At 45.6% G+C, this 22459-nt stretch carries 13 protein-coding genes; 6 read left to right on the top strand and 7 right to left on the bottom strand.

Translation table 11 applies throughout. The features are described 5' to 3' along the window. Nucleotides 1–170 precede the first annotated feature (170 nt). Nucleotides 171–1190: a LacI family DNA-binding transcriptional regulator gene (locus HXT24_RS00995; RefSeq protein WP_410312604.1), complete on the bottom strand. Its 1020-nt coding sequence runs from the start codon at nt 1188–1190 to the stop codon at nt 171–173. A gap of 352 nt (nt 1191–1542) precedes the next feature. Between HXT24_RS00995 and HXT24_RS00990 the strand changes: the two genes are divergently transcribed. From HXT24_RS00990 to HXT24_RS00980, 3 genes are all read left to right on the top strand, one after another. Continuing rightward, entirely contained in the window at nt 1543–2397 is an 855-nt protein-coding gene (locus tag HXT24_RS00990; protein ID WP_016823999.1) for a carbohydrate ABC transporter permease, read from the top strand. Continuing rightward, nucleotides 2394–3227 (top strand): carbohydrate ABC transporter permease, encoded by an 834-nt coding sequence (locus HXT24_RS00985; protein ID WP_004124145.1) that lies wholly within the window; start codon nt 2394–2396, stop codon nt 3225–3227. The genes HXT24_RS00990 and HXT24_RS00985 overlap by 4 nt, the downstream gene beginning before the upstream one ends. A 196-nt stretch (nt 3228–3423) precedes the next feature. Then, on the top strand, nt 3424–4038 hold the full coding sequence (locus tag HXT24_RS00980; RefSeq protein WP_422119457.1) for a DUF624 domain-containing protein: 615 nt from the start codon (nt 3424–3426) through the stop codon (nt 4036–4038). A 331-nt stretch (nt 4039–4369) separates the two neighbouring features. On the opposite strand, the gene malQ is transcribed toward HXT24_RS00980, so the two are convergent. The 6 genes from malQ to HXT24_RS00950 form a co-directional block, all read right to left on the bottom strand. Further along, on the bottom strand, nt 4370–6622 hold the full coding sequence (malQ, locus tag HXT24_RS00975) for a 4-alpha-glucanotransferase (RefSeq protein ID WP_422119456.1): 2253 nt from the start codon (nt 6620–6622) through the stop codon (nt 4370–4372). A 271-nt stretch (nt 6623–6893) separates the two neighbouring features. Continuing rightward, nucleotides 6894–9845: a hypothetical protein gene (locus HXT24_RS00970; RefSeq protein WP_422119455.1), complete on the bottom strand. Its 2952-nt coding sequence runs from the start codon at nt 9843–9845 to the stop codon at nt 6894–6896. A gap of 441 nt (nt 9846–10286) precedes the next feature. Continuing rightward, nucleotides 10287–12278 carry a type I pullulanase gene (pulA, locus tag HXT24_RS00965; RefSeq protein WP_422119454.1) on the bottom strand — a complete coding sequence of 664 codons (1992 nt, stop codon included), beginning with the start codon at nt 12276–12278 and terminating at the stop codon, nt 10287–10289. 105 nt (nt 12279–12383) lie between these two features. Then, a complete protein-coding gene (locus HXT24_RS00960; protein WP_004113786.1) occupies nt 12384–13304 on the bottom strand; it encodes a sugar ABC transporter permease in 921 nt (306 codons plus the stop codon). Next, on the bottom strand, nt 13301–14704 hold the full coding sequence (locus tag HXT24_RS00955) for a carbohydrate ABC transporter permease (protein ID WP_004113788.1): 1404 nt from the start codon (nt 14702–14704) through the stop codon (nt 13301–13303). The genes HXT24_RS00960 and HXT24_RS00955 overlap by 4 nt, the downstream gene beginning before the upstream one ends. Before the next feature lie 159 nt (nt 14705–14863). Then, entirely contained in the window at nt 14864–16093 is a 1230-nt protein-coding gene (locus HXT24_RS00950; RefSeq protein WP_019261224.1) for an extracellular solute-binding protein, read from the bottom strand. Nucleotides 16094–16553: 460 nt separating this feature from the next. Between HXT24_RS00950 and HXT24_RS00945 the strand changes: the two genes are divergently transcribed. From HXT24_RS00945 to HXT24_RS00935, 3 genes are all read left to right on the top strand, one after another. Further along, nucleotides 16554–18254 (top strand): alpha-amylase family glycosyl hydrolase, encoded by a 1701-nt coding sequence (locus HXT24_RS00945; RefSeq protein WP_422119453.1) that lies wholly within the window; start codon nt 16554–16556, stop codon nt 18252–18254. Nucleotides 18255–18379: 125 nt separating this feature from the next. Next, nucleotides 18380–19153, top strand: a complete 774-nt coding sequence (locus HXT24_RS00940) for a TraX family protein (RefSeq protein ID WP_422119452.1) — start codon at nt 18380–18382, stop codon at nt 19151–19153. 206 nt (nt 19154–19359) lie between these two features. Continuing rightward, the gene (locus HXT24_RS00935) at nt 19360–22134 is read left to right on the top strand and encodes a TIM-barrel domain-containing protein (protein WP_422119451.1); all 2775 of its coding nucleotides are present in this window, start codon (nt 19360–19362) and stop codon (nt 22132–22134) included. The last annotated feature ends 325 nt before the right edge of the window (nt 22135–22459 follow it).

Below are 22459 nucleotides of genomic sequence, written 5' to 3'. Positions count from 1 at the left end.
ATTTAAGATTGGGCTGTTGATGTAATTGCATTAGCACAGTGCATTAATAGCCTACTAAAAGAGCTTCAGGCCTTATCGGTTTGAAGCTCTTTTGTTTGAATTTAGTCTGATATCTAATAGTCTGATATCTAAATAGTATTTTTAAGATTGCATTTAAGATGGTACTTGAATTAAGCTACGTCAAGTTGAGATGTACTCGAGCGCACAATTAGCTGTGCTGGAATCGTAATGTATCTGCGACTTTCATCTAAATAATCTCCATTAATTAAAGATAAAGTCATTTTTGCAATATCTACGGCCATGCTTACAGGGTCTTGTCTAATAGTTGTAAGTCCTGTTTCTCTAGCGTAGAAGCTGTCGTCAAAACCGATAATTGAAAGATCACCTGGAGTATTGTATCCACTTCTAGAAAGCTGGAACATTAAAGGTATTGCTATTCCGTCTTCTTGGCATGCAATTGCAGTAGGCATGCTACTGTTACTTAAAAGCGATGAAACTATTGAACTTATACGGTCTAAACCTTCTGGAGCTACGATTTCGGTAGGTGTAATATTGTTAATCTTGCATTCGTCAATAAACGAATGATAACGTTGTAAAACGCTGAAATGCAGGGAAACATCGCGATTTGTGCGAATATAAGCTATGTTTTTATGACCTAATCCAATAAGGTGGCGAGCCATAAGCCTCGCTCCTTGATCGTCGTCAATATTAATTGTTGCGTCAAAATCGCAGTCCATAGGATATAAGCAGTTTATGCCTAAAACCGGTACGCCAGTTGCCTTTAATGAAGCAACTTCCGACTTATTTACGTCAAATGAGCAAACTATTACAGCATCCGCATTTCTTCGAGTTGGTAGCATATCAAAGAATTCTGCGCGCTCTTGGCTGCTTGATATTTGGAAAATTGATAGATCGTAGCCTGCTGGGTGAAGAACCTGATTCAATCCTTGTATTATGGATGCGCTAAACCACAGACGAATGCTGTCGCTCATTAGTAGTGCAACTCTTAGAGTTCTACCAGATTTTAAAGCGGCTGCAGAACGAGATATTGAGAAGTTTAGTTTTTCTGCAATAGCCAACACTTTGTTGCGAGTTATTGCGGAAACTAAGTCTGGTCGTGTAAATGAGCGTGAAACAGTAGATACTGATACGTGAGCTTCGTTGGCAACATCTTGAATATTAGCCGGCATGTGAACTCCTTTATTCGCACAACATCAATATCTTCATCAATATTTTTTTATTAATGTCTTCATTAATATCACTCAAACATCTTCAACGATAGTATATGAGAAGCTCATACATCAATGCTCATTGCGCCCCCTATACACAAACGTTTGCAATAAAAATAATGATAGCAGATTTTGCTGCAAAATCGCCAAAAATAGGGATTTTCTTCACATTTGATTTTATTTTCATCGCGTAACGACATGCAAAAAAATGACAACGTTTGACATTGCTGTTGCATGTAGTAATATAAAAGTATTGGTTCGGGCGTCGACGCTCGTACAAGCGTCGTACTCAAGGAGGAGAAAGTGACGAGTCATGATTAATATGAGTGGAAAAGCAATACGCAAATGGTGGGCGTTGTTCGCTCTACCAACGTTTGCCGCATTTGTAATTGGTTTCTTGGTGCCATTTGTAATGGGCGTGTATCTTAGCTTTACTAAGTTCCACACTGTTACTGACGGAAAGTTTGTTGGAATACGCAATTATCGCAAGGCTTTGCGCGACCCACACTTCCTTCATTCGTTAATATTTACAACGGCTTTTACGGTTGTAACAACAATTGTTATTAATGTTATTGCATTTGCAATCGCTTACATGCTTACAAAAAAGTTCAAAGGCTCCAACCTATTCCGTACGGTATTCTTTATGCCGAATTTGATTGGTGGCATTGTTTTGGGCTACGTTTGGCAGGTAGTGCTTAATGGTATTTTGGGCTACTTTGGCCGCGCTATTACGTATTCTGCAACATACGGCTTCTGGGGCATGGTTCTTTTGATATGCTGGCAGCAAATCGGCTACATGATGATTATTTACATTGCTGGCTTGCAAGCGCTTCCAGGAGACGTTATTGAGGCTGCTGCCGTTGATGGCGCAACCCCAATGCAAACGCTGTTTAAGATTACGATTCCGCTTATGATGCCGTCCATTACAGTGTGCACATTCTTGACTGTTACAAACGGATTCAAGCTATTCGATCAGAACTTGGCGTTGACCAATGGTGCTCCTTCTAGAAAGTCGGAGATGCTTGCATTAAACATCTTCAACACTTTCTATGGAAGAATTAATGGCGAAGGTGTTGGCCAGGCTAAGGCAGTTATATTCTTCATTATTGTTGCCGTTATTGCCTTGCTTCAGAACAAGTTGGCAACTTCTAAGGAGGTGGCAGCATGAACGAGAAGACTAAGCATCCTGCGCTTTGGACCACGCTTTTTGCTGTAGTGAGTTTGCTGTGGATTTTCCCAATCGCGATAGTGTTTATAAACTCCTTTAAGTCAAAGGTGTATATTGCTAGCGAGCCATTTTCACTTACTCCAAAGTCGTTTATTGGCTTTGATAATTACGTTCTTGGCGTTAATCGCACGAATTTGTTGATGAGCTTCTGGTGGACAATTGTTGTAACTATTGGCGCTGTAGTTCTGATTCTTTTGTGCACTTCGATGTGCGCATGGTGGATTGTGCGAGTAAACAATTGGGCTGCAAAGTCGCTTTACGTGTTGTTCTTGTTCAACATGATTGTGCCATTCCAAATGGTTATGTTCACGCTTTCCAACATCACTACAAAGCTTGGATTGAACACCCCTTGGGGCTTGTGGATTATCTACCTTGGATTTGGTGCAGGTTTGGCTGTGTTTATTTTTACAGGCGTTGTAAAGGGCATTCCTCAAGAATTGGAAGAGTCTGCAATGATTGATGGTGCTTCTGTGCCTCGCATATTCTTCCAGATTATTGTGCCGATTATGAGGCCTGCGATTATATCCGTTTCTATCTTGCAAACAATGTGGATTTGGAACGACTTCCTTCTTCCTTACCTAACTTTGGATTTGAACAAGTACAAGACGGTTTCTATTGCAGTTCAATATTTGAAGGGCGGCTATGGCTCTGTTGAAATGGGTGCCATGATGGGCTGCTTGGTTATGGCGATTGTTCCAATCATAGTATTCTACCTAATCTGCCAAAAGTACATAATTAAAGGTGTTATGGCAGGTGCGGTAAAGGGCTGAAGTCTTTTCTCCTTCTGGCTTTGGTGGCATGCATGATGGTGGTTGCAAGTGTTTGTAGCCACCATCATTTGTGTTTAAGCATCATTTGTGTTTAAGCATATCTTATAGTGTATTTTATAGTGTATTGTTATTTTAGATTTGTTTAGATCTACTTTAAATCTGTTTAGATTTGTTTAGATTTGCGGGAGTGGTTGTAATGATTTCTTTTGGAAGCCCCGATTCAAAGTTTGCACAAGGAATGGAATCGTTTGCAGACGCAGTATGGCTTACCATTTTAATGATTATTACCAGCATTCCGCTTATAACGATTGGCGCATCCATTACAGCTGCTCACGAAACAGCCAGAAGAATTGAACGTGGCGAGGCGCACACAACAGCAATCTACTTTAAGTCTTTTAAGAATAATTTTGTTAAGGCAACTATTATTTGGCTTATTTTAGGGCCGATTCTTGCGCTAATAATATGGTCTTGGATTTTCTTGCGACTTACTCCGCTTTTAATAATAAAATTTGCGATTAGCATTTTGTGGGTTTTGGTTGCTCAATGGGTGTTTGCGTTGCAAGCGCGCTTTGAAAACTCGATTGGCAGAACTTTAATTAACTCGCTGATTTTTGGCGTGAGCTACATTGCAACCACTTTTATGATGGTTTTGCTTGACTTTGTATTTTTTGCGCTTGTCTATTTGTCTTTAAAGTATTTTTTGCAGGGATTGCCATTGTTGATTTTGTTAGGATGGGGGTCTTTGATTATGCTCCACACTCCGCTGCTTGAACGCGTGTTTGCAAAATACGTTAAAACAAGTGGTAAGTGATTTGTGAATTGACATTAGTAACCCGAGAATTAGATGTAACCAAGTAATCGGGTATTCGGATAACTAGGTAATCGCGGGTAACTAGGTATCCGTGTATTCTGCAAAATAATTAATGAGGCGAACACCATCATGGATGCTCGCCTCATTTGGGACATCATTACAAGGTGCTTTAAATGTGCAACTATGCGCAAATCCTAACACCATGTCGGGGAGGGAAACAAGTTACTCTTAACAGATAACCATGCCCTTTCATTATACTCTAAATAGCTTTATTTATAAAGGTTTTCACCCTTTCTTTTTTGTTGTTTTTATTGTTATTTTGGCTTAAATTCTAATTATTTTTGCCGTTCATAACAGCTGCCATAGAAAGCACTCTAGGTGACTTAAACACTTCGTCGGTATGAACAACATTGCCATCTTTATCAGCAAGAGGAATACGCCAATTTGGATATTCTGTACTGGTTCCAGGCTGATTCTGCGAACGCTTTTCTCCAACTGCGTCAACGAGCGCCACTTGCAAAAGCAAAGATGGGGAAGTGCGCATAATCGCATGCATGGCCTCCACAATCTCTTGCACATGGTCTTCTACATGTTCGGCAGCATCCTTGCTAATCCATCCGCCTTCCAAAAGCATTTTCATCATGGCGTCTCGCTCGGCGCTAGCAGCCTTCTGGAAGCTTTCTACAGAATCGGTAAGCAAATGAAGCTCCTCGCGAAGCTTAACATGCTCAAAAGCAAGGTATCCAGCTGTAGGTGGCATGTCGTGAGTTGTAACAGATGCCAAAGCGTATTCGCGGTATGTAGAAGGGTTTGCAAATATAATCTGCTTCTTACCAGCCTTCTTAGCGGCTTTTTCTGCATCGTCGTTGTGAGTGAACCATTCAACAACAGTCCCAAGAATTCCGTGCGAGGCAAGAACCTTAGAAACATATGCTGGAACAGTGCCCAAATCTTCGCCAATCACCAATCCGCCTGCGCGAGTTGCCTCAATACTAAGAACAGCAAGCATAGCGTCCACGTTGTAGTACACGTAAGCACCGTTCTTAGCTCCTTGACCTCGCGGAATCCACCATAAGCGGAAAAGACCGAGCACGTGGTCAATGCGAACCGCGCCAGCATGCAAGAACACGTTGTGAACCATGTCTCGGTATGCAATGTAACCAGTTTCGTCTAGATAATTAGGGTCAAATGGAGGCTGACCCCAATCTTGACCTTGCTGGTTGTAGAAGTCTGGAGGTGCACCAACGCTAACGCCGTTAGCAAATCGTTCTGGGCTCCACCACACATCTGCGCCATAACCGTGAACACCAACAGCCATGTCTTGCATAAGACCAATCGCCATTCCAGCGGCTTTAGCTTCGGCATGGGCAGCTGCAACCTGCTCGTCTGCAATCCACTGCAGCCAGCGGTGGAACTCCAACAAATCAGCGTGCTCGCGCTTAAGCGCGTCAATCTGAGGAGTGCCCTTGCCAGTGGTATCAAACCAAAGGTTATCTCCCCAAGGAGCGCCCCAAACTTCAAAGGCTACGCACCAAGTCGCAAAAGCGTCTAAGTCTTCTCCAGAACGCGCCTTAAAGTCTGCGAAATCCTGCTCGCGTTCTGCGCTTCTAGGCTGCTCAAAAATCATCTTTAATGCTGGTAGTTTTGCACTCCAAGCAGCGTTAATATCCATAGGATTTGGATCGTTGTTTTGCGCTTCAACCGACTCGTGCAGAGCTTCCACTTGTTCTCTCTGGCTATCGCTTAATTGCGCGTATTCTGGAATATCCTGTGGGCGAATATAAGTTACGTTTAAGAATCTGCGCGACTCAGGCAAATAAGGCGAAGGCTCTAAAGGTGCCACTGGTGCGCAGGCGTGAATTGGGTTTATAAGCATAAAGTCGGCTTTGCCAATGCTACCCGCGTCTTTAAGAAGTCTACGCAAGTCGCCATAATCGCCAACTCCCCAAGATTCCTTTGATCGCACGGAATAGAGCTGAGTCATGTAGCCCCAGCGATGGCGTTCCTGAACGCTTTGCGGAAGAGGGATTCTTGCTGGAGCAGAAATCAGTGTAACCTGAGCATGCAAGGCACATTCGTCATCTACAGTTGCTTTCAGAGTGTGGTAACCCATTGGCAAATCTTCTGGAAGCTCCAGCAACAAATCGCCATCTTTGCTTGTCTTAAAGTTATTAAGAGGCTTATCAGGCGTATCCTCGTATTCTGTTCCGTCTTCTAAAGTCAGCGTTACATGAATCTTGCTTGGGTCGATTGCACTGCCGCCAGTATGCACAGGCACTATTGTTTTTGTGCCATTAAAGCATACAACGGTTGGTGGCAGAAGTTCGCTATCTCGCTTTTCTTGCACTAGTTTTAGTGAGTTTGCAATATTTTCCTCTGTATCTGCTTGCCAACCTAGTGCATCTAGCACGCCAACAAGAGCTTCATCGGTAATTTCCGTATAGTCGCCTAGTTGGTCGATGTAGAAAGTTGCAACTCCGCAGGCTTTTGCTAGCTGAATTAGTGGACGATTGAGTCGTTCTGCGCTTTCTTCTACGGGCACAGGCGTGGCAGCCTTTGTTTTGGCGTTGTCTGTTGTGCTCATGATGCTCCTTTGTTAATCAGTGGCACATGTAATCTCGTCGCATCGATGTTGGTTTGCAAACGATGTCGAAGAGTGCGATTTCTCAACACATCACTGGATTGAGGCACGCTCTAGCTAACCATTATATTAAGTATTGATATCGTTTGCAATATTGGCGATTTTAGTGGGATTTAACAAAAACCGCATTAACAAAAACCGCAGAAGGTTAAATACCAACTGCGGTTTTGTTATTTGTTATTTGCGATTATTTGCGCATGTTCACTACTTGCGACTACTTGCGACGGATGCGCATAAAGTGCCATCCTGCTCCGATTGCTGCGATTCCAGCAGTTATGCTGCCAGCAACAGCTGCGATTAGCGTTGTGTTGTTGCCAGCGGCGTGCTCACCGTTGTTTGCGCCAGATGCCTGAGCGCTCTTATCGCTGCTATTGTCTTCGCTCTTTGAGTCTTCGTTCTTGGAGTCTTCGGATTCCTTCTGATTTTCATCTTTTGCGGAATCGTTAGATGTGTTCTTGGACTCTTCGCTCTTTGTCGTGTTTGCGGAGCTTGCTGTAGGATCAGCAGGAGCAGCAGATGCAGGAGCTGCAGCAGATGCTGCAGCACGAGGCGTGCGTGCAGGAGTCTCTGCGGTTGCTTGCGACTTATCGGTAGCATTTTCTACGAGCTCTTCTGCAGCTTTTGCTGTATGCGCAGGCTCCGTTTGGTTCGCTGGAACAGCACTGTGCTTAGGGGCAGCCTGTGGTGCAGACTGTGGAGCAGAAGGAGCCGAAGCCTGTGGAGTGCTTGGTGCAGCGTTGTTCTGTGGCGCATTCTGCGGAGTGCTTGGAGCAGGAGCAGGAGCAGAAGGAGCTGCTTCTATAGAGCCTGCGCCTGGAGCAACACTCAAATTGCCACCGTCTTGCTGCGAGTTGCTTCCTGCAAAGTCTCCTCGAGAAGAGCTATTGCTATCTTGCGTGTTGTCCTCTGGCTTCGCGTTGTTTTCTGGCTTCACTCCGTTTTCTGGCTTCTGAACCTGTGGATTTGAAGCCGCTGGAGGTGCTGGAGGTGTAAGCGGAGCGTGCGTTTCTGGCACTGCAGGATTTTGTTGCTGATCCTGTGGATTCTCTCGTGGAGCCTGCGGAGCGTTCTGCGGAGCTTGATTCTTAGCCTTCGGTTTCAAAGCTTCCTCAGCCTTAGATAGCATATTATTAGATGAGTCAATCTTTGATATGCCAAAGTTCATTCTTTGAATTCGACCGCTTAAGCCTTGCTCAACTGTACCAAACGCAGAATCTGATCCAGCAAATCTTGCAGTGTATTCTATTTGGGCACTAGGTGGAAGATCTTTGATTGTATTTCTAATCTTTTCCTTAATTTCTTCAGCTTGTTTCTTTATATTAGCTATTTTTTCCTTTGTTTTATTTACTTTAGATATAACTTCTTGCGCTTGCGCTTTAGCTTTATTTAGCCTGTCTTTAGCTTCTGCAACAGCTTTCTTTGCTTCTTCAAGCTGCGTTTTAGTATTCTCTAAATCATTAGTTGCTCTTCGTAATGATTCATTAGAAGTTTCAATGTTTTCTTCAAATGTTTTTCTATTTTCTCTGGCTTCTTCAAGAGCATTAGTTTCTTTCTTAACTATTTTCTCAGCTTCTTCTGCTTTGCCTATTTCTTCCTGCAATTTGCGAGCAGATTTTTGAGCAGCATTAGTAAGTTCTTCTAACTTAGACTTAGCAGTGTTTAATGATTCTTCTGCTTCTTGCTTAGAACCTTCTAACACTTCTATAGTCTTCTTATACTCAGCTATTTCGGATTCTTTATCTGAAACTTCTTTAGCTAATTTTTCAGCCTTAGCATTCTTTTCGTTAGCAGCTTTTCGAGCAGCTTTTGCGTCATCAGAAACTTTTGTCAAAGAATCTTTCTCTGAGGTTAATCTTTCAATTTCAGAAGATAATTCGCTAATTCTTGCAGACTTGTCAGCTTCAGCAAGTTCCTTTTGAGCGGTTTCAGCTTCTCCTGCAAGTTGTTTTGCTTTTTGTTGTTTTTGTTCTGACTCTTGCTTTAGCGTGTTTGCTTCATCTTCTGCTTTAGTAATCTTTCCATTTAAATCATTTAGTTTTTCGGCATTGCCTTGTTTTCTAAGGTTCTCGGTCTTCTCAAGTTCGCTTCTTTCTGATTTAAGATTATCTATTTCAGCTTGTTTCTTTTTGTATTCATTCAGCTTTTGTTCTGCGATAAGGCTTGCTTCTTCAGCATCTTTCTTAGTTGAAGCAGCTTTTTCTTTTAACTGATTAATTTTGTTTTGATCATTAGCAGTATTAAGAGTTTCTAGATTTTCTTCTGCAGTTTTAATTTGCTTAGTAATGTTCTCAATCTTATTATCGACGCCTTCAGCAGCTGCTTCCTTTTGCTTTGCTTCTTTTTCAAGCTCTTCAGCTTCCGCCTTAGCGGATTCAGACTCTTGCTTTGCTTTCTTTAAGGCAGATTCAAGATCAGACTTTTTAGACTTCTCTTGCTCTAGAGCCTTTGAAGTCTCATTGAAATCTTTTTCCTCGTCTTTAACGACTTCATCTTGTTCGTCTTTTTTCTCTGAATTTATTTTATTTACTTCTTCAGCATTTTTCTTAGAAGCATCAGCTTCTGCCTTAACTCTTTTTGCCTCTTCTACGGCTTTAGTCTTAGATTCAATCTCTTTTTCGGCAATAGACTTCTGCTGTTTTGCTTCTTCTATATCTTTTTCAGCTTTTTTAATGCCTTCTTCAGCATTTTTCTTATTTGCTATAGTTTCAGTAACTTTTTTATTTGCAGTTTCTGCCTGAGTCTTAGCGTTTTCTACCTCTTGCTCTACTGCGTTAGCGTCATTATTTGTTTCACCAGAAGCTGTGCTTGCTTCAGTTGCTTTTTTTGCAAGTTCTTTAACCTGTTCATCTGCTTGTGCCTTAGCTTTCTGCTGATCCTCAGTTAGCGAGTCGTCGCCAGCTTTTGGTGTGGACACAGGTTTGCCAGCGTCGCCAGCAACAGGAGAATTAGCGGTTTGTGGTGTAGAGCTTTGCGGATCTATAGTTACAACATTGCTAACAGCATTAAAACCAGTGTCGGATATGCTTTCAACACGTGCTGCTGGATGATTGGACGTATCTGTTGTAGTCGCTTCGGCTGCGTTGGCTGCGTTGGCAATGCTTATGCTTCCAATAAGAGCCAAAGAGCTTGCGCCCAAAGAGATAGCGGCTGCAATTTTAGCGTTCATATTTACCTCATTCTTCAAATCATTTAGGTTTGGGGGGTGGGGATATTTGTTTAGTTATCAAGTTGTAAGATCAAAGCGCTGACTGTTTATTACGTTTTGCGTCTCTGTCTTGTTTCTGAACTTTCTACTTTTCTACTCTGCATATTTTTTCTACTCTGCATATACATAATAGGGGTATAAAGTATAAAAGTTATTCTAGCAGAATCACAGGAATAATTCGCTCACTTTGGCAAGTTATAAGGAACAATTAAGGAAATTACAAGGTTTTGCCTTGAAATATTAGTATTCGACTCAGTATTCGAAAATATTAGGTTATTTCCCAAAAATATTAATATTCAATCATAAGCCAAAAAATAATCCCGACTTTGTTCCCAAATCACAAGAATAAAGGAACAAAATCGGGATAAAATGCGAGCCGAGCGCGCTCAAGAACTCAAGCAATCAAGCGCGCTTGCGACTTAACACAACGAATGTACGCGGCGGCACATGAACCGCACGCTGAGAGCCATTATCGTCGCACAGCATAGAAACGCAGCTGCCAGAGTCGTGCCCCGTACACTTAGCAAAATACTCAGTGGAATCCAACACGCAGCGCCACGGGCTTGCAGATTTAGCAGGCAAATCAATTGTTGCAGACGCATCATTCATAGGGTTCACACACACAATCAAGTCGCTTCCAATCTGCTCCGCAAGAACAGTATTATCAGACGCAGTAAGCCTTGTGTGCTGAGCATCATAAAACTCCGCATTCTTAGCGCGAAGCGATATAAGCGCACTATACCACTCTACAAGCGGCTGGAATTGTTTAGTTCTAGACCAATCCAGCTGATTCATAAGCACACCGCGATTATAAGAATTATCGCAACCGTGCTTAGTGCGACCAAACTCTTCGCCGCCAAGCATAAATGGCATTCCAGCAGAACACAAAATTATGCCAGCACTAAGAATGTTAGCGTTAAAGATGTCTGCAACGCTGTTTGGATCGCTTGCGTCAAAATCGCAGCTAGACGCATTGTCACGCATAGAAATACACAGCTTATCCCACAAAGTCAAATCGTCGTGAGCAGAAACATACTGCACAATCTGACCAACGCTTTTACCAGCACAAGGCATACCACGCCAGCCATTAAACGCGTTTCGTACAGGATCTGCTGTCCAAAACTCATTGCCATTTACATAACCGCGGTCATGATGATCCATAACATTGCCCTTAAGCGTGTCGCGAGACTCATCGCTGAACCAGCCGATTCTAGAATCAAGGCAACCGCGCCCAGCTTTATCTCCCATAGGGCAATCATCAGATACAGCTGCAGCAGCCGCACCCCACGGCTCACCGTACATAAGAATATCTTTGCCGCCATCAAGCTTATCTAATTCGGCACGAATCATATTTAACGTTTCCGTATCCGTTAAGCCCATAAGGTCAAACCTAAAGCCATCCACATGGTAGCAGCGCGCCCAATGCAAAATAGACTCAATCATAAAACGCCTAAACATAGGATGATCGGAAGCCATCTCGTTACCGCAGCCAGAACCATTAGCAAAAGACCCATCAGACTTACGCCTGCAGAAATAGCCTGGGGCGACACTTTCAAACACATTCGACGCAGCCTCAAACATGTGATTATAAACAACATCCATAACTACGCGTATACCATTCTTATGCAAAGCGCCAATCATAGCCTTGCACTCGCGTATTCTTGCCGTACCGTCGTATGGATTGCTAGAGTAAGCACCCTCCGGCACATTGTACGCATGTGGATCGTAGCCCCAATTGTAAAGCGAATCCACGCTCTCACTGTTTTTGCGAGCAGACGAAATCGCAACCTCATCCACAGTTGCAAAATCGTAGATTGGCATTAGTTGAACGTGAGTTACGCCAAGTTTTTTAAGATAGTCGATTCCAGTAGGGAAGTGCTTATCGCCACCTAAAGTCGTATGCGAATCTGTAAAAGCAAGATACTGACCGCGGTGTTCTGGCTTAAATCCTCCATCAGGATTGCTGCTAAAGTCTTCAACATGCGTTTCCCAAACAACCGTGGCATGGCGCACAAACTCTGGCGACTTATCTTTGTGCCAGTCAGCTGGGCTAACGCGTTCCTCACTTACAACCATGCTGCGCTCGCCATTTACGCCACTAGCAACACCCCAAGGGTCACTTGTACGATTCACTTTTCCATCAGCAAAAGTCACCAGAAAGTCGTAATAAACGCCATCTAGCCTTTGCAATATTGAAGTTCTCCATGCGCCGTCGCGCAATGGCTTTAAATTACGTGTTTTGAACGGTTCGCTGTTGTTTCCTGTTTCAAAAAGTCTTAGCGTTACGCATGATGCGGTTGGCGCCCAAACTGTAAATGTTGTTGATTTTTCATTAAGCGAGCATCCAAGCTGACCCGAGTACACTGGCCATTGTGTTGAAGACGTGAACGTCATGTAATATATCCTTCTTTTAATTATTCAGAAGAAAATGAAGGCCGAAACGCTTTAAAACGCTCGGCCCCCATTTTCAATTAAACCCCACAATTGATGTAGAGGTTACTATCCCTTAACAGAGCCAGACATCGACTCTTCATAGAATCGCTGCATGACAATAAACAGGATTGCAATCGGAATGGAAACGCACACAGCTCCAGCGGAGAATCGTGCGAACCAGTGATTGATGTATTCTCTCTGCAACATCTGGTACAAGCCCAAAGCCACAGTGTAATTATCTTGAGTACGGGCAATAGTCTTAACCAAAACGAAGTCAAGCCATGGACCCAAGAAGCTAACAATAGCTTGGAACACAATCATAGGCTTGCATATTGGAAGAATAATCTTCCAGAACACTTGCCAAGTTGTGCATCCGTCCAAATAAGCGGCTTCATCCAAAGACTTTGGAATCGTGTCCATATATCCCTTCATAACGTAGAAGCCCATGCCGCTACCAGCAGAGTAAACGATTATAAGGGAAATAAGAACAACAGAACCATTCGTTAAGCCAAAAGCCTTCAAAATGAAGTAGATAGCGATAACTGCCATGATGCCTGGGAACATACCAAGAATCAAAGCAATGTTCATAAATGTCTTACGACCGCGGAAACGCAAACGAGACATGCAGAACGCTACTACAAGCACGAAGAACAGAGAGATAATGCACACGAAAATAGACACAATCAAGGTGTTCAAGAACATGCGTGGGAAGTCAAGAACTTCTCGCTCAGTAAACAGCTGAATGTAATTATTAAACGTGTACTTAGTTGGGAAGAACGTTGTCTGATATGGTGCAGTGTTCTGGTTAAAGCTTTCCAAGAACACCCAAACGATTGGCGCAAGCCAAATCACAGCCATAACAATCAGGAACAGATGAGCTACAATGTCTCCGAATATGCGGCGGATACGCTGATCGCGCCAGAATGGGACACTACGTACACTATGCACGGTCTGTTCGCCTTGCATAAGATCCTTCTTATTACTCACCGGAATCCCTCCTCATTCTTGTAGGAGCCAGAGTTGCGGTATGTTATCAAAGCAACAATCGCAAGCACAATGAATGTCATAATGCCGATTACCGCGCCCATGCTGTAGTTATCTTTATCAACCGTAAGCTTGTACAGCCAGGTGATGAGCAAATCAGTCTTACCTGCAGAAGAACCAATTGGTGTTGGCTCGCCGCCAGACAAGAGGTAAATAACGTTGAAGTTATTAACGTTTCCAGTGAAGGTGGTGATCAGGTATGGAGTCATAACAAAGAAGATGTATGGCATAGTAACATTCATGAAACGCTGCCACCAGCTTGCACCGTCAAGCTCTGCTGCTTCGTAAAGTTCAGCTGGAACGTTCTGCAAAATACCAGTGATCTGCATGATGGTGTAAGGAATACCAACCCAAAGGTTGATGAGAATAACCGTAACCCTTGCCCAAGTAGCATCCTGGAAGAACGGTAGTGGAGAATGAATCCAGCCAGAAGATATAAGAAGACGGTTAATAGCGCCATCTCTTTGCAACATGCTGTGCATAACAAGCAAAGACACAAACTGTGGGACAGCAATGGTCAAAGAGAAGCAGATACGCCACAAGCTCTTAAGACGAGTGGTGCGCCTGTTAATAATCATTGCCATAAACATGCCGAAGAAGAAGTTCAAGAATGTAGCGAAGAAAGCCCAAACAAGGGTCCAAATCAAAACATCAAAGAAGATTCCAGCATTAATGGTTCCAGTTGTATTTCCAAGAATCTTAAAGAAGTTGTTTAAACCAACCCAATGGAACAGCAGTGTGTGGTCGCGATCATAGTTTGTGAATGCCATCGAAATCATGAACACCAATGGCAAGACCGTGAACAAAACAATTCCAGCGGTTGGAAGAGTCATAAAACCAACGTGCGCATGGCGGTCGAGCAAAGACTCAACATCTTTAACAAAAGTGATAGGCTTTTCTCCGCGCGCTACAAAAGCCTGAGCTTTGTATGCGCTACGCAAAGACAAAGTAGCTAAATAAATTAAAACAACAATTGCTGCAATGCTCATAACGCCATACAGCAAAATTTCAACAGAATTATCTCCAGCCACATAGTGCCAGAAGCCGTTAATCTTTACTCTACCCTGCTTCTTAGTACCAAGAGTACCGAATTTTGGTAGATATTCAGCGCCAGTTGTGGCCAAGAAGGCAAGAACTCCAGCCTCGCATAGAATGAATACGAGACCTTTCACGTACTGTTTGCGAACGAAGTTACCAAAACCGAAGATAATTATCGAAACCCAAGACAGTACGTCTGCGTGCTTTGCAGCCTCCTGTAATGAGTATTGCGAAGGAGCAATGTATTCATCGGCAGCAGGTGCCTTCTTACGCTTCCCTCGCTTGGTGGATGTCGTGCCAGTCATGACATGCCTTTCGTAAAATTGTGGGGCTTTTTACAAGCAAAAGACGCCCCGCCCCGATTTTAAAATCCTTAGGGGAGCGGGGCGTCCTTGCCGTGTGTTCTCTAAATATTATTTTCTTTTAAAAGAATCTAAATTCAGAAAACAGTCGTAAGTTAATACTTACTTCTTGAGAGCTTCCTCGAAGCCCTTCTGGAAGTCTGCAACCTTTGCAGCAGCGTTACCATCATTGACTTCCTTGTTTGCCAATGCAGTACCGAAGGTCTTCATTGGATCCCAGAAGGCACCCATTTCTGGAACGGTTGGCTGCAAGACAGAAGTCTTAGCAATGGTGTTCATCTGAGCCACAGCGGCTGGGTTGTCCTTAACGAGATCAGCCAAAGACTTAGCAACTGGGATATCGCCGTGAAGCTTGTACATCTGCTCCTGGGATTCCTTAGAACCGAGGAATGCAGCGAACTTAGCGGCCATCTCTGGAGCCTTGGAGTTAGGGTTGTAAGCAACAGCCTTAGAACCAGCGAAGGACTTCATCTGATGTTCGCCATCTTCAGACTTGAACTTTGGAAGCTGAGCAGCAGCGTAGTTGTCGCCCAAAGCCTTCTTTACGTCGCCAGCATCCCAAGAGCCAGAGAAGTAAGCGTCAACAGTGTGGTTCTTAATGCCAGACAAGCCAGCACCGTCGCCATCCATTACGAAGTTCTTGTTCTGGATGAGCTTTGCAACATACTTAGTGATTTCGGCAGCCTTATCACCAATCTTGATGCCGGCCTTGCCATCGTTGCTCTTCTCGCCGAAGAGGGTCATGTTGCCATCGAGGTAGAAGCCTGGAAGGTACCAAGCGTTGCTGATATCGAAAGCAACCTTGCCCTTTTCGAGCATCTTATCGAGGGACTTAACGTCTTCGTCGGAGAACTTGGACTTATCGTAGTACATGAACCAAGTGTTGCCCATGTATGGAACGCCATAAAGCTTGCCATCCTGAGCGGTTACAGACTGGATGATGGTCTCATCGTTGTCTTCCTTAACCTGCTTAGCGGCATCATCGCTCAACTCGCCAATTGCGTTTGCCTTTACCAAGTCGCCGAGCTGATCGTTAGGGAACAGGTAAACATCGGCAGCAGCCTTAGCATCCTGCTTAACGGTCTTAGCAGCATCTGGTGGAGCAACAACAGCGTTCTTAAAAGTAACCTCTGGGTGATCCTTCTTGAAGGCTTTCTCCATAGCCTGAATCCAGCCGCCAGCCTTCTGATCTTCGGAAGAAGACCACACGGTGAGCTTTACTGGGTTTGCCTTGCTGCTGGAGCCAGCGTTGGTGCTAGAACCGCATGCAGCAAATCCAAACATTGTAGCGATTGCGAGGCCTGCGCCCAGCACTTTCTTCATATTCGTCATCCTTGACCTCCTATATCATGCCAGCTTGGCATGTTCTTTGGTGGCATAGTAACAGATTCCATGCGACGCAACATCGCGTTTTGCTGCGTTGAGCAGCGTCACATTTTTATTGAAATCCGTGTATAAGCAATGTGTAGTATACACGGATATAAAAGTGTTAGCAAATCATGTCGCAAGTGATTAGAAAAATTGTTTGTAAAGTGACTTTTTAGCTTTAGAAAATCGTATTTTATTCTGTAACTCAGTAAATTTAACGGAATTTTATTATTGATTGGTTAAGCTAATTGATGATTGCTAGCTACAAAGTGCGTCAATCTTTTCCGCTTTTTGTACGTGATTTGGGTTAAATGTGGTACAAAATGCGGAAACAAAAGCAAGAATGTTAATAGTAAAATAAAGTCGGACAAGTCAAAAGTTAATATACGCAAAAGTTAATATACGCCAACAAAACGGGGTAAACATGCAAAACGAACATGCACAATGGCTGCGCGACGCCGTGTTCTACGAAATCTATCCACAAAGCTTCTACGATTCAAACGGCGACGGAATCGGCGATATTCCAGGCATAATCGAAAAACTCGACTACGTAAAATCGCTTGGATGCAACGCAATCTGGTTAAATCCTTGCTACGATTCGCCATTTAAAGACGCGGGTTACGATGTGCGCGACTACAAAAAAGTGGCAGCGCGCTATGGCACAAACGAGGATTTACAGCAGCTTTTTAGCGAAGCGCACAATCGCGGAATGCACATTCTGCTAGACCTGGTTCCAGGGCACACAAGCGAAGAGCACGAGTGGTTTAAGCAAAGCTCGCGCGCGCAAGAAAACGAGTTTAGCAAGCGATATATATGGACAGACAGCGCGTTTAGCGGCTATTCCATGCCGTTTATTGGCGGCGAAAGCGAGCGAGATGCCACGTATATTCTTAACTTCTTTAAATGCCAGCCAGCGCTAAATTACGGCTTTGCGCATAGGGATCGCGCGTGGCAATCCGCGCCAGATTCCAAGGAGGCGGCGCAAACGCGTGCTGCAATGGTTGATGTTATGCGATTCTGGCTTGCGCTCGGTGCAGACGGATTCCGCGTAGACATGGCGGATTCGCTTGTAAAAAACGACGACAACAATGGCGAAGGAAGCCTTGGCAAAGACAACACGATTCGCGCATGGCAAGAAATGCTGGGTGCCGTAAAAGCCGAGTATCCACAGGCTGCTTTCGTTTCGGAGTGGGGCAGGCCGCGTCAGGCTCTTGCTGCTGAATTCGACATGGACTTCTATTTGAATTGGCGCTGGGATGGGCAGCCAAACGGTTACGCGCGCTTGGCTCGCGATGTGGATAATGCGCTAGACAGCAATCCTGAGCACGACCACAGCTACTTTAATGCGCGCGGCGGCGGCAGTATTTGCCCATTTTTAGACGATTATTGCCCACAGTATGAGGCCACTTGCAACGAGGGCTACTTTAGTTTTATAACGTGCAATCACGATACGCCGCGACTTGCTCCTCGATTAAGCGAGCGCGAAAGGCGGATTGCGTTTGGCATGATTCTTACAATGCCAGGTGTGCCGTTTGTGTATTACGGCGACGAAATCGGCATGAAATACCGCGATATTCCTACAAAAGAGGGTGGTTATGCGCGCACGGGCACGCGTACGCCAATGCAGTGGGATGATTCGAAGAATTTTGGATTCTCCACGGCCGCAAAGTCGAAGTTGTACTTGCCTGTTGAGGCTCGCGCGGATGGAAGGACTTGCGCAAATTCTCGCAAGCAGGCCGTGCAAAGTGGCGAAATTCCAACGGTTTTGGGGCAGGAGCAGGACTGCGATTCGCTGCTTAACTGGGTGCGCGCGCTGATTGCTTTGCGTCACAAGTGCGCGGCGTTGCACGCTGACGCCACTTGGCGAGTGCTGCACGCGCCTGTGGATGGTCGCAGTTTTGCGTATGAGCGATGCGCGGTTGAGTCGGATGGCGAATCCTCTGCAGAACGAATCATTGTGGTTATGAATCCTGGATTAAACGAGGAGACGATTGAGCTTAGCGCGCTTGCAGGGCTTACGCCAGAGGCGATTTTGCGGCCGCGGATTTCGATCGGAGCGGTTACTTGCGATTCTTCCGCGCTTAAACTCGGCGCGCAGTCCTTTGCTGCGTTCCGACTTGCATGAGCGCTTTGACCGCGCGAGCGATACGTCTCTTTCGCTGCGAAAAATCTCGAATCTCTACCTAACTTGATGTAATATACGTACTTATATACGCACTTAACGCAACGAGTGCTAGCAAGAGGTGAATTATGGACGCGCTAAAACCAAAGATCCGCGCAGACAAGAACATAAAAATGGGTATTACGCTCAAAAAGTTCAAGCTGCTCGGCGCTGTAATGATGATGCTCAGCGCATTTGGCACAACCGTGATTCCGCACCTTTTTGGTGGTCTTTCCAACTCCAACATGTGGAGCCTCACAGCTGCCGTAGTGTGCGAAGTTATAAGCTGGTCGGCTCTGCCGTGGTACGCGTGGCTGCTCGTTCGCGGATATCAAAACACGCATAACCTCAACCTTTACACGCTCCGACTTCTTGTGCTTGCGCTTATTTGCGAGGTTCCGTACGACTTTACAACCTTTGGCTGCGCTTTCGATATGCGCTCGCAAAATCCAGTGTTTGGGCTTGTTATTGCGCTTTTTGTGCTTTCGGGAATCGACATGGTTCGCGCGCGTTTTAAAGGCGTTCAAAAAGTGGCGTCAATCGCAGTGATCCTGGTTGCAGGAATATTGTGGAATCTTTTCGGCAAAGTCGGCTTTAGGCAGAATATTTTTTGGGGTGGAGCTTTACTTTTAGGATTTGTTCTTATTTTTAGATTCCTAGAAAACCACGAGATTCGCATGGAGCTGATTGCTGGCGCGTTTGGCGCTATGTCGCTTTTGGCGCCTGGAGTTGGCGTGGCTGTGCTGCACTATCGCAGTCCGTATGGCGACGGACCTAAGCAAACTAAGCAATTCCGCTGGCTTATGTATGCGTGGTATCCGCTGATGCTTGTAATCGCAAGCTTGTTCACGATTTTGCTTTAGGCGCTATCTTAAGTTTTTAGCTTTAAGTCTTTAGTTTTTAGTCCTTAATATATATATGTTTTAATTTTTATTTAGTCTTTAGAAGAGTGGCGTAATTTTTTCGCGCGGAAACTTCCGACTTTTGCGCGGCGCGTATCGTTTTGTAAATGCAAACGTTTGCTGTATGATTTTGGAAGATGCAACGCAGCAAAGCAAAGAGGCATAAGATGACTTTGAATCCACAAGACGCACACAATCCACAAGACGCACACATTTTTTACGATTACGCTAAAAATCCGCTGTCTAAAGCCAAAGAGTCGCAAGTTATAAGCGGCAAAAATTGGCGAATCACGTTAATCACGGATTCGCTTGTGCGCCTTGAGTGGAGCGAAAACGGCGAATTTGTAGACGCGCCTACGCAAACAGTTGTAAGGCGAAACTTTGAGGCTGGCACGCAGATTGCCGCGGAAAAATCGCAAGCAACCGAAGATGAGGCATCGCGCGCTTTTAATCCAAAATCTTCTAATCCAAAATATAGTGTAAAAAACTTAGAAAATGGCTGGATAGAAGTCGAAACCGAAAAACTGTTGATTTCGTACAACCAGCAGCCGTTTAGCAAAGAGGGCTTGAGCATTGTTGTGCGCGGAGTGCCAGGCTCGCAATTCAACACATGGCATTACGGCGACGAATGCCACGGCAATTTGCTTGGCACGGCGCGAACAGTGGACGAGGCGGATGGTGCCGTAAAGCTTGGAATGGGCGTAATATCTCGCGACGGGTGGGCCGTGTTAGACGATTCGCAATCGGCACAAATCGCGTACGCGGCTGCTGTTGATGGAAAAGAAAACCCATACGGGGCATGGGTGGAGCCGCGCGCAAAGGCGAATGGCAGCAGGCTCGAATCAAACTCTAAAGACTTATACTTCTTTGGCTACGGTCACAACTATATAGGCGCAATTCGCGACTTTTACAAGCTCACAGGCGCGCAGCCGCTTCTTCCGCGATTCGCGCTAAGCAACTGGTGGAGCAGGTACTACAGGTACAGTCAAGACGAATATTTGCAGCTGATGAGCCGATTTAAGCGCGAAGGCATACCGTTTTCTACTGCCGTAATCGACATGGATTGGCACGTAACGGATGTTGACCCAAAGTACGGTTCGGGATGGACTGGCTACACGTGGAACCGCGATTTGTTCCCAGACCATCGCGCGTTTTTGCGCCAACTTGCCAGCGAAGGGCTTACTGTAACGCTTAATTTGCATCCGCGAGACGGCGTGCGCGCGTTTGAAGAAGACTATGCTCAAGTTGCGCGCGATATGGGAATTGACCCTGCAAGCGGCAAGGCAGTTGAGTTTGACCTTACAAATCCGCGCTTTTTGCGAGCATACCTAAACATGCATCGGCGCATGGAGAACGAGGGCGTTGGGTTCTGGTGGATTGACTGGCAGCAGGGCGGAGTTACAAAGCAGGCTGGCTTGGATCCGCTTTGGATGCTTAACCACGTGCACTACCAGGATTCGGGGCGCGGCGGCGCGTGGCCGCTAACGTTCTCGCGCTACGCGGGGCCTGGATCGCACCGCTACCCAGTGGGATTTTCGGGAGATAGCGTAACAACGTGGGATTCGCTGGCTTTTCAAACTTACTTTACTTCTACGGCATCCAACATTGGCTACGGCTGGTGGAGCCACGATATTGGCGGACACATGCTTGGTGTGCGATGCGATGAGCTGGAGGCGCGCTGGTATGCGTTTGGCGCGTTTAGCCCGATTAATCGCCTTCACTCCAGCTGCTCGCCGTTTGCAGGCAAGGAGCCGTGGAACTTCCCTCGTGAAACTCGTGACGCGATGGTTAAAATGCTGCGACTTCGCGCGCAAATGCTGCCTTATTTATATACGATGAACTATCGCGCGGCGGTTTGCGGCAGGCCGATTGTAGAGCCAATGTATTGGCAATCGCCAGAAACGCTTGCAGCGTACGAGATGCCGAACGAGTACCGTTTTGGTAGCCAACTTGTTGTTGCGCCAATCGTTAGCAAGGGGTGCGCGCAAGTTGAGCGCGGGTGTACTGCCGTTTGGCTTCCAGAAGGCGATTGGTACGATTTCTTTGACGGAAGGCGCTACGTTTCGCGCGGCGGTGCTGGGCGCAGATTTGAGGTTTGGCGAGGAATCGACCGCGTGCCAGCGTTTGCGCGCGCTGGGGCTATTGTGCCAATGCAAGTTTTGCCAAGCGAAGCGGCTTGCGCAAGTAGCGAGCAGGCGGCGGAGCTTGTTAATAGCGTTGAAAATCCGCGATCTTTGCGCATTCTTGCATTCCCAGGGGATTGCGGCGAGTTTGTTATGTGCGAAGATAATGGTCGCTTTGAAGACGCGTGCGCTGGGAAAACTGCCGATACGCGCATGGAGCTTATTTGGCGAGACGGCAACGCGTCTACGCAATTTGTGATTAACGCTGCAACGGGTTGCGCTAGTGCCGTTTCTGCGCTGCCTTCCAAGCGCGATTGGAGCGTGGTGTTTAGAGGCGTGGCTTGCCCAGACTTTTCGCGCGTTCGCGTTTTTGTTGGGGAAAATCAGCTTGAATCTAAGGCTGTAGAAGTTTCATATGAAGGCGAAGAATCTACGCTAAGTCTTACTGTTTCTGTGCGCAACGTGCCTGTTGGCGATTGCGTGCGAGTGATTGTGGATGGCGGACTGTGCATTGCTCAAGACCCTAAGATTGGCGATTGCTACAGGCTGCTTTTACAAGCGCAAATGCCGTACCGTGGCAAGGAGATTGCTTTTGATGCGATTCGCCAGGCTGGTGGTAGTGCGAGTGCTATAAGTGAGCTTTGCGCGCTTGAATACACTAGCGAGAGCGAGTTTGAGCGCCATCAGCAAAGCGTTGACTTGACTAACGCGCATGCGCCGCAGCACCCAGAGGTTGCTAAGTGGGCGCAATGGAAGTGCACGCTGCCTGATTCGGTTAAGCGCGCGCTTGAGGAGATTTTACTTCGCAGCGCGCTGTAGCGCGCGAACGATATTCCCTTACTTGCTGTTGCGCGAGGTTTGATGTATTTCTCTCCTCGCAAGTCCCGTCGCTACGCTCCTCTTTTATTGCTCGTATAGAAATACATCAAACCTTCTGAATATCTGGAACAATTGCGTATAGCTTAAACACCGAGATTCTCGATTTTTCTTGCTACTTCGGCGAATCGCCATCGGAGGACTGCGGATCGACTTGCATGAGCGCTTAAAGCGTAGCGCGCGAATGCACTTCGATTCGCTGAGCTTGCTCAAAGTTGAAAGCACAGTGTGCTTTCAACGCAAGCGAAGACGTGAGCGCGCTGTAACG

Source organism: Gardnerella sp. DNF00354, from assembly GCF_049262755.1.
Lineage (GTDB): Bacteria > Actinomycetota > Actinomycetes > Actinomycetales > Bifidobacteriaceae > Bifidobacterium > Bifidobacterium vaginale.
This window is presented reverse-complemented; position numbering and strand designations above follow the sequence as displayed.

Bases quoted from the DNA above. Each gene is read 5' to 3' on its own strand.
- HXT24_RS00945 (WP_422119453.1), top strand. From the start codon at position 16,554: ATGCAAAACGAACATGCACAATGGCTGCGCGACGCCGTGTTCTACGAA.
- HXT24_RS00955 (WP_004113788.1), bottom strand. From the start codon at position 14,704: ATGACTGGCACGACATCCACCAAGCGAGGGAAGCGTAAGAAGGCACCT.
- HXT24_RS00935 (WP_422119451.1), top strand. From the start codon at position 19,360: ATGACTTTGAATCCACAAGACGCACACAATCCACAAGACGCACACATT.
- HXT24_RS00950 (WP_019261224.1), bottom strand. From the start codon at position 16,093: ATGACGAATATGAAGAAAGTGCTGGGCGCAGGCCTCGCAATCGCTACA.
- pulA (WP_422119454.1), bottom strand. From the start codon at position 12,278: ATGACGTTCACGTCTTCAACACAATGGCCAGTGTACTCGGGTCAGCTT.
- HXT24_RS00985 (WP_004124145.1), top strand. From the start codon at position 2,394: ATGAACGAGAAGACTAAGCATCCTGCGCTTTGGACCACGCTTTTTGCT.
- HXT24_RS00995 (WP_410312604.1), bottom strand. From the start codon at position 1,190: ATGCCGGCTAATATTCAAGATGTTGCCAACGAAGCTCACGTATCAGTA.
- HXT24_RS00970 (WP_422119455.1), bottom strand. From the start codon at position 9,845: ATGAACGCTAAAATTGCAGCCGCTATCTCTTTGGGCGCAAGCTCTTTG.
- malQ (WP_422119456.1), bottom strand. From the start codon at position 6,622: ATGAGCACAACAGACAACGCCAAAACAAAGGCTGCCACGCCTGTGCCC.
- HXT24_RS00990 (WP_016823999.1), top strand. From the start codon at position 1,543: ATGATTAATATGAGTGGAAAAGCAATACGCAAATGGTGGGCGTTGTTC.
- HXT24_RS00940 (WP_422119452.1), top strand. From the start codon at position 18,380: ATGGACGCGCTAAAACCAAAGATCCGCGCAGACAAGAACATAAAAATG.
- HXT24_RS00980 (WP_422119457.1), top strand. From the start codon at position 3,424: ATGATTTCTTTTGGAAGCCCCGATTCAAAGTTTGCACAAGGAATGGAA.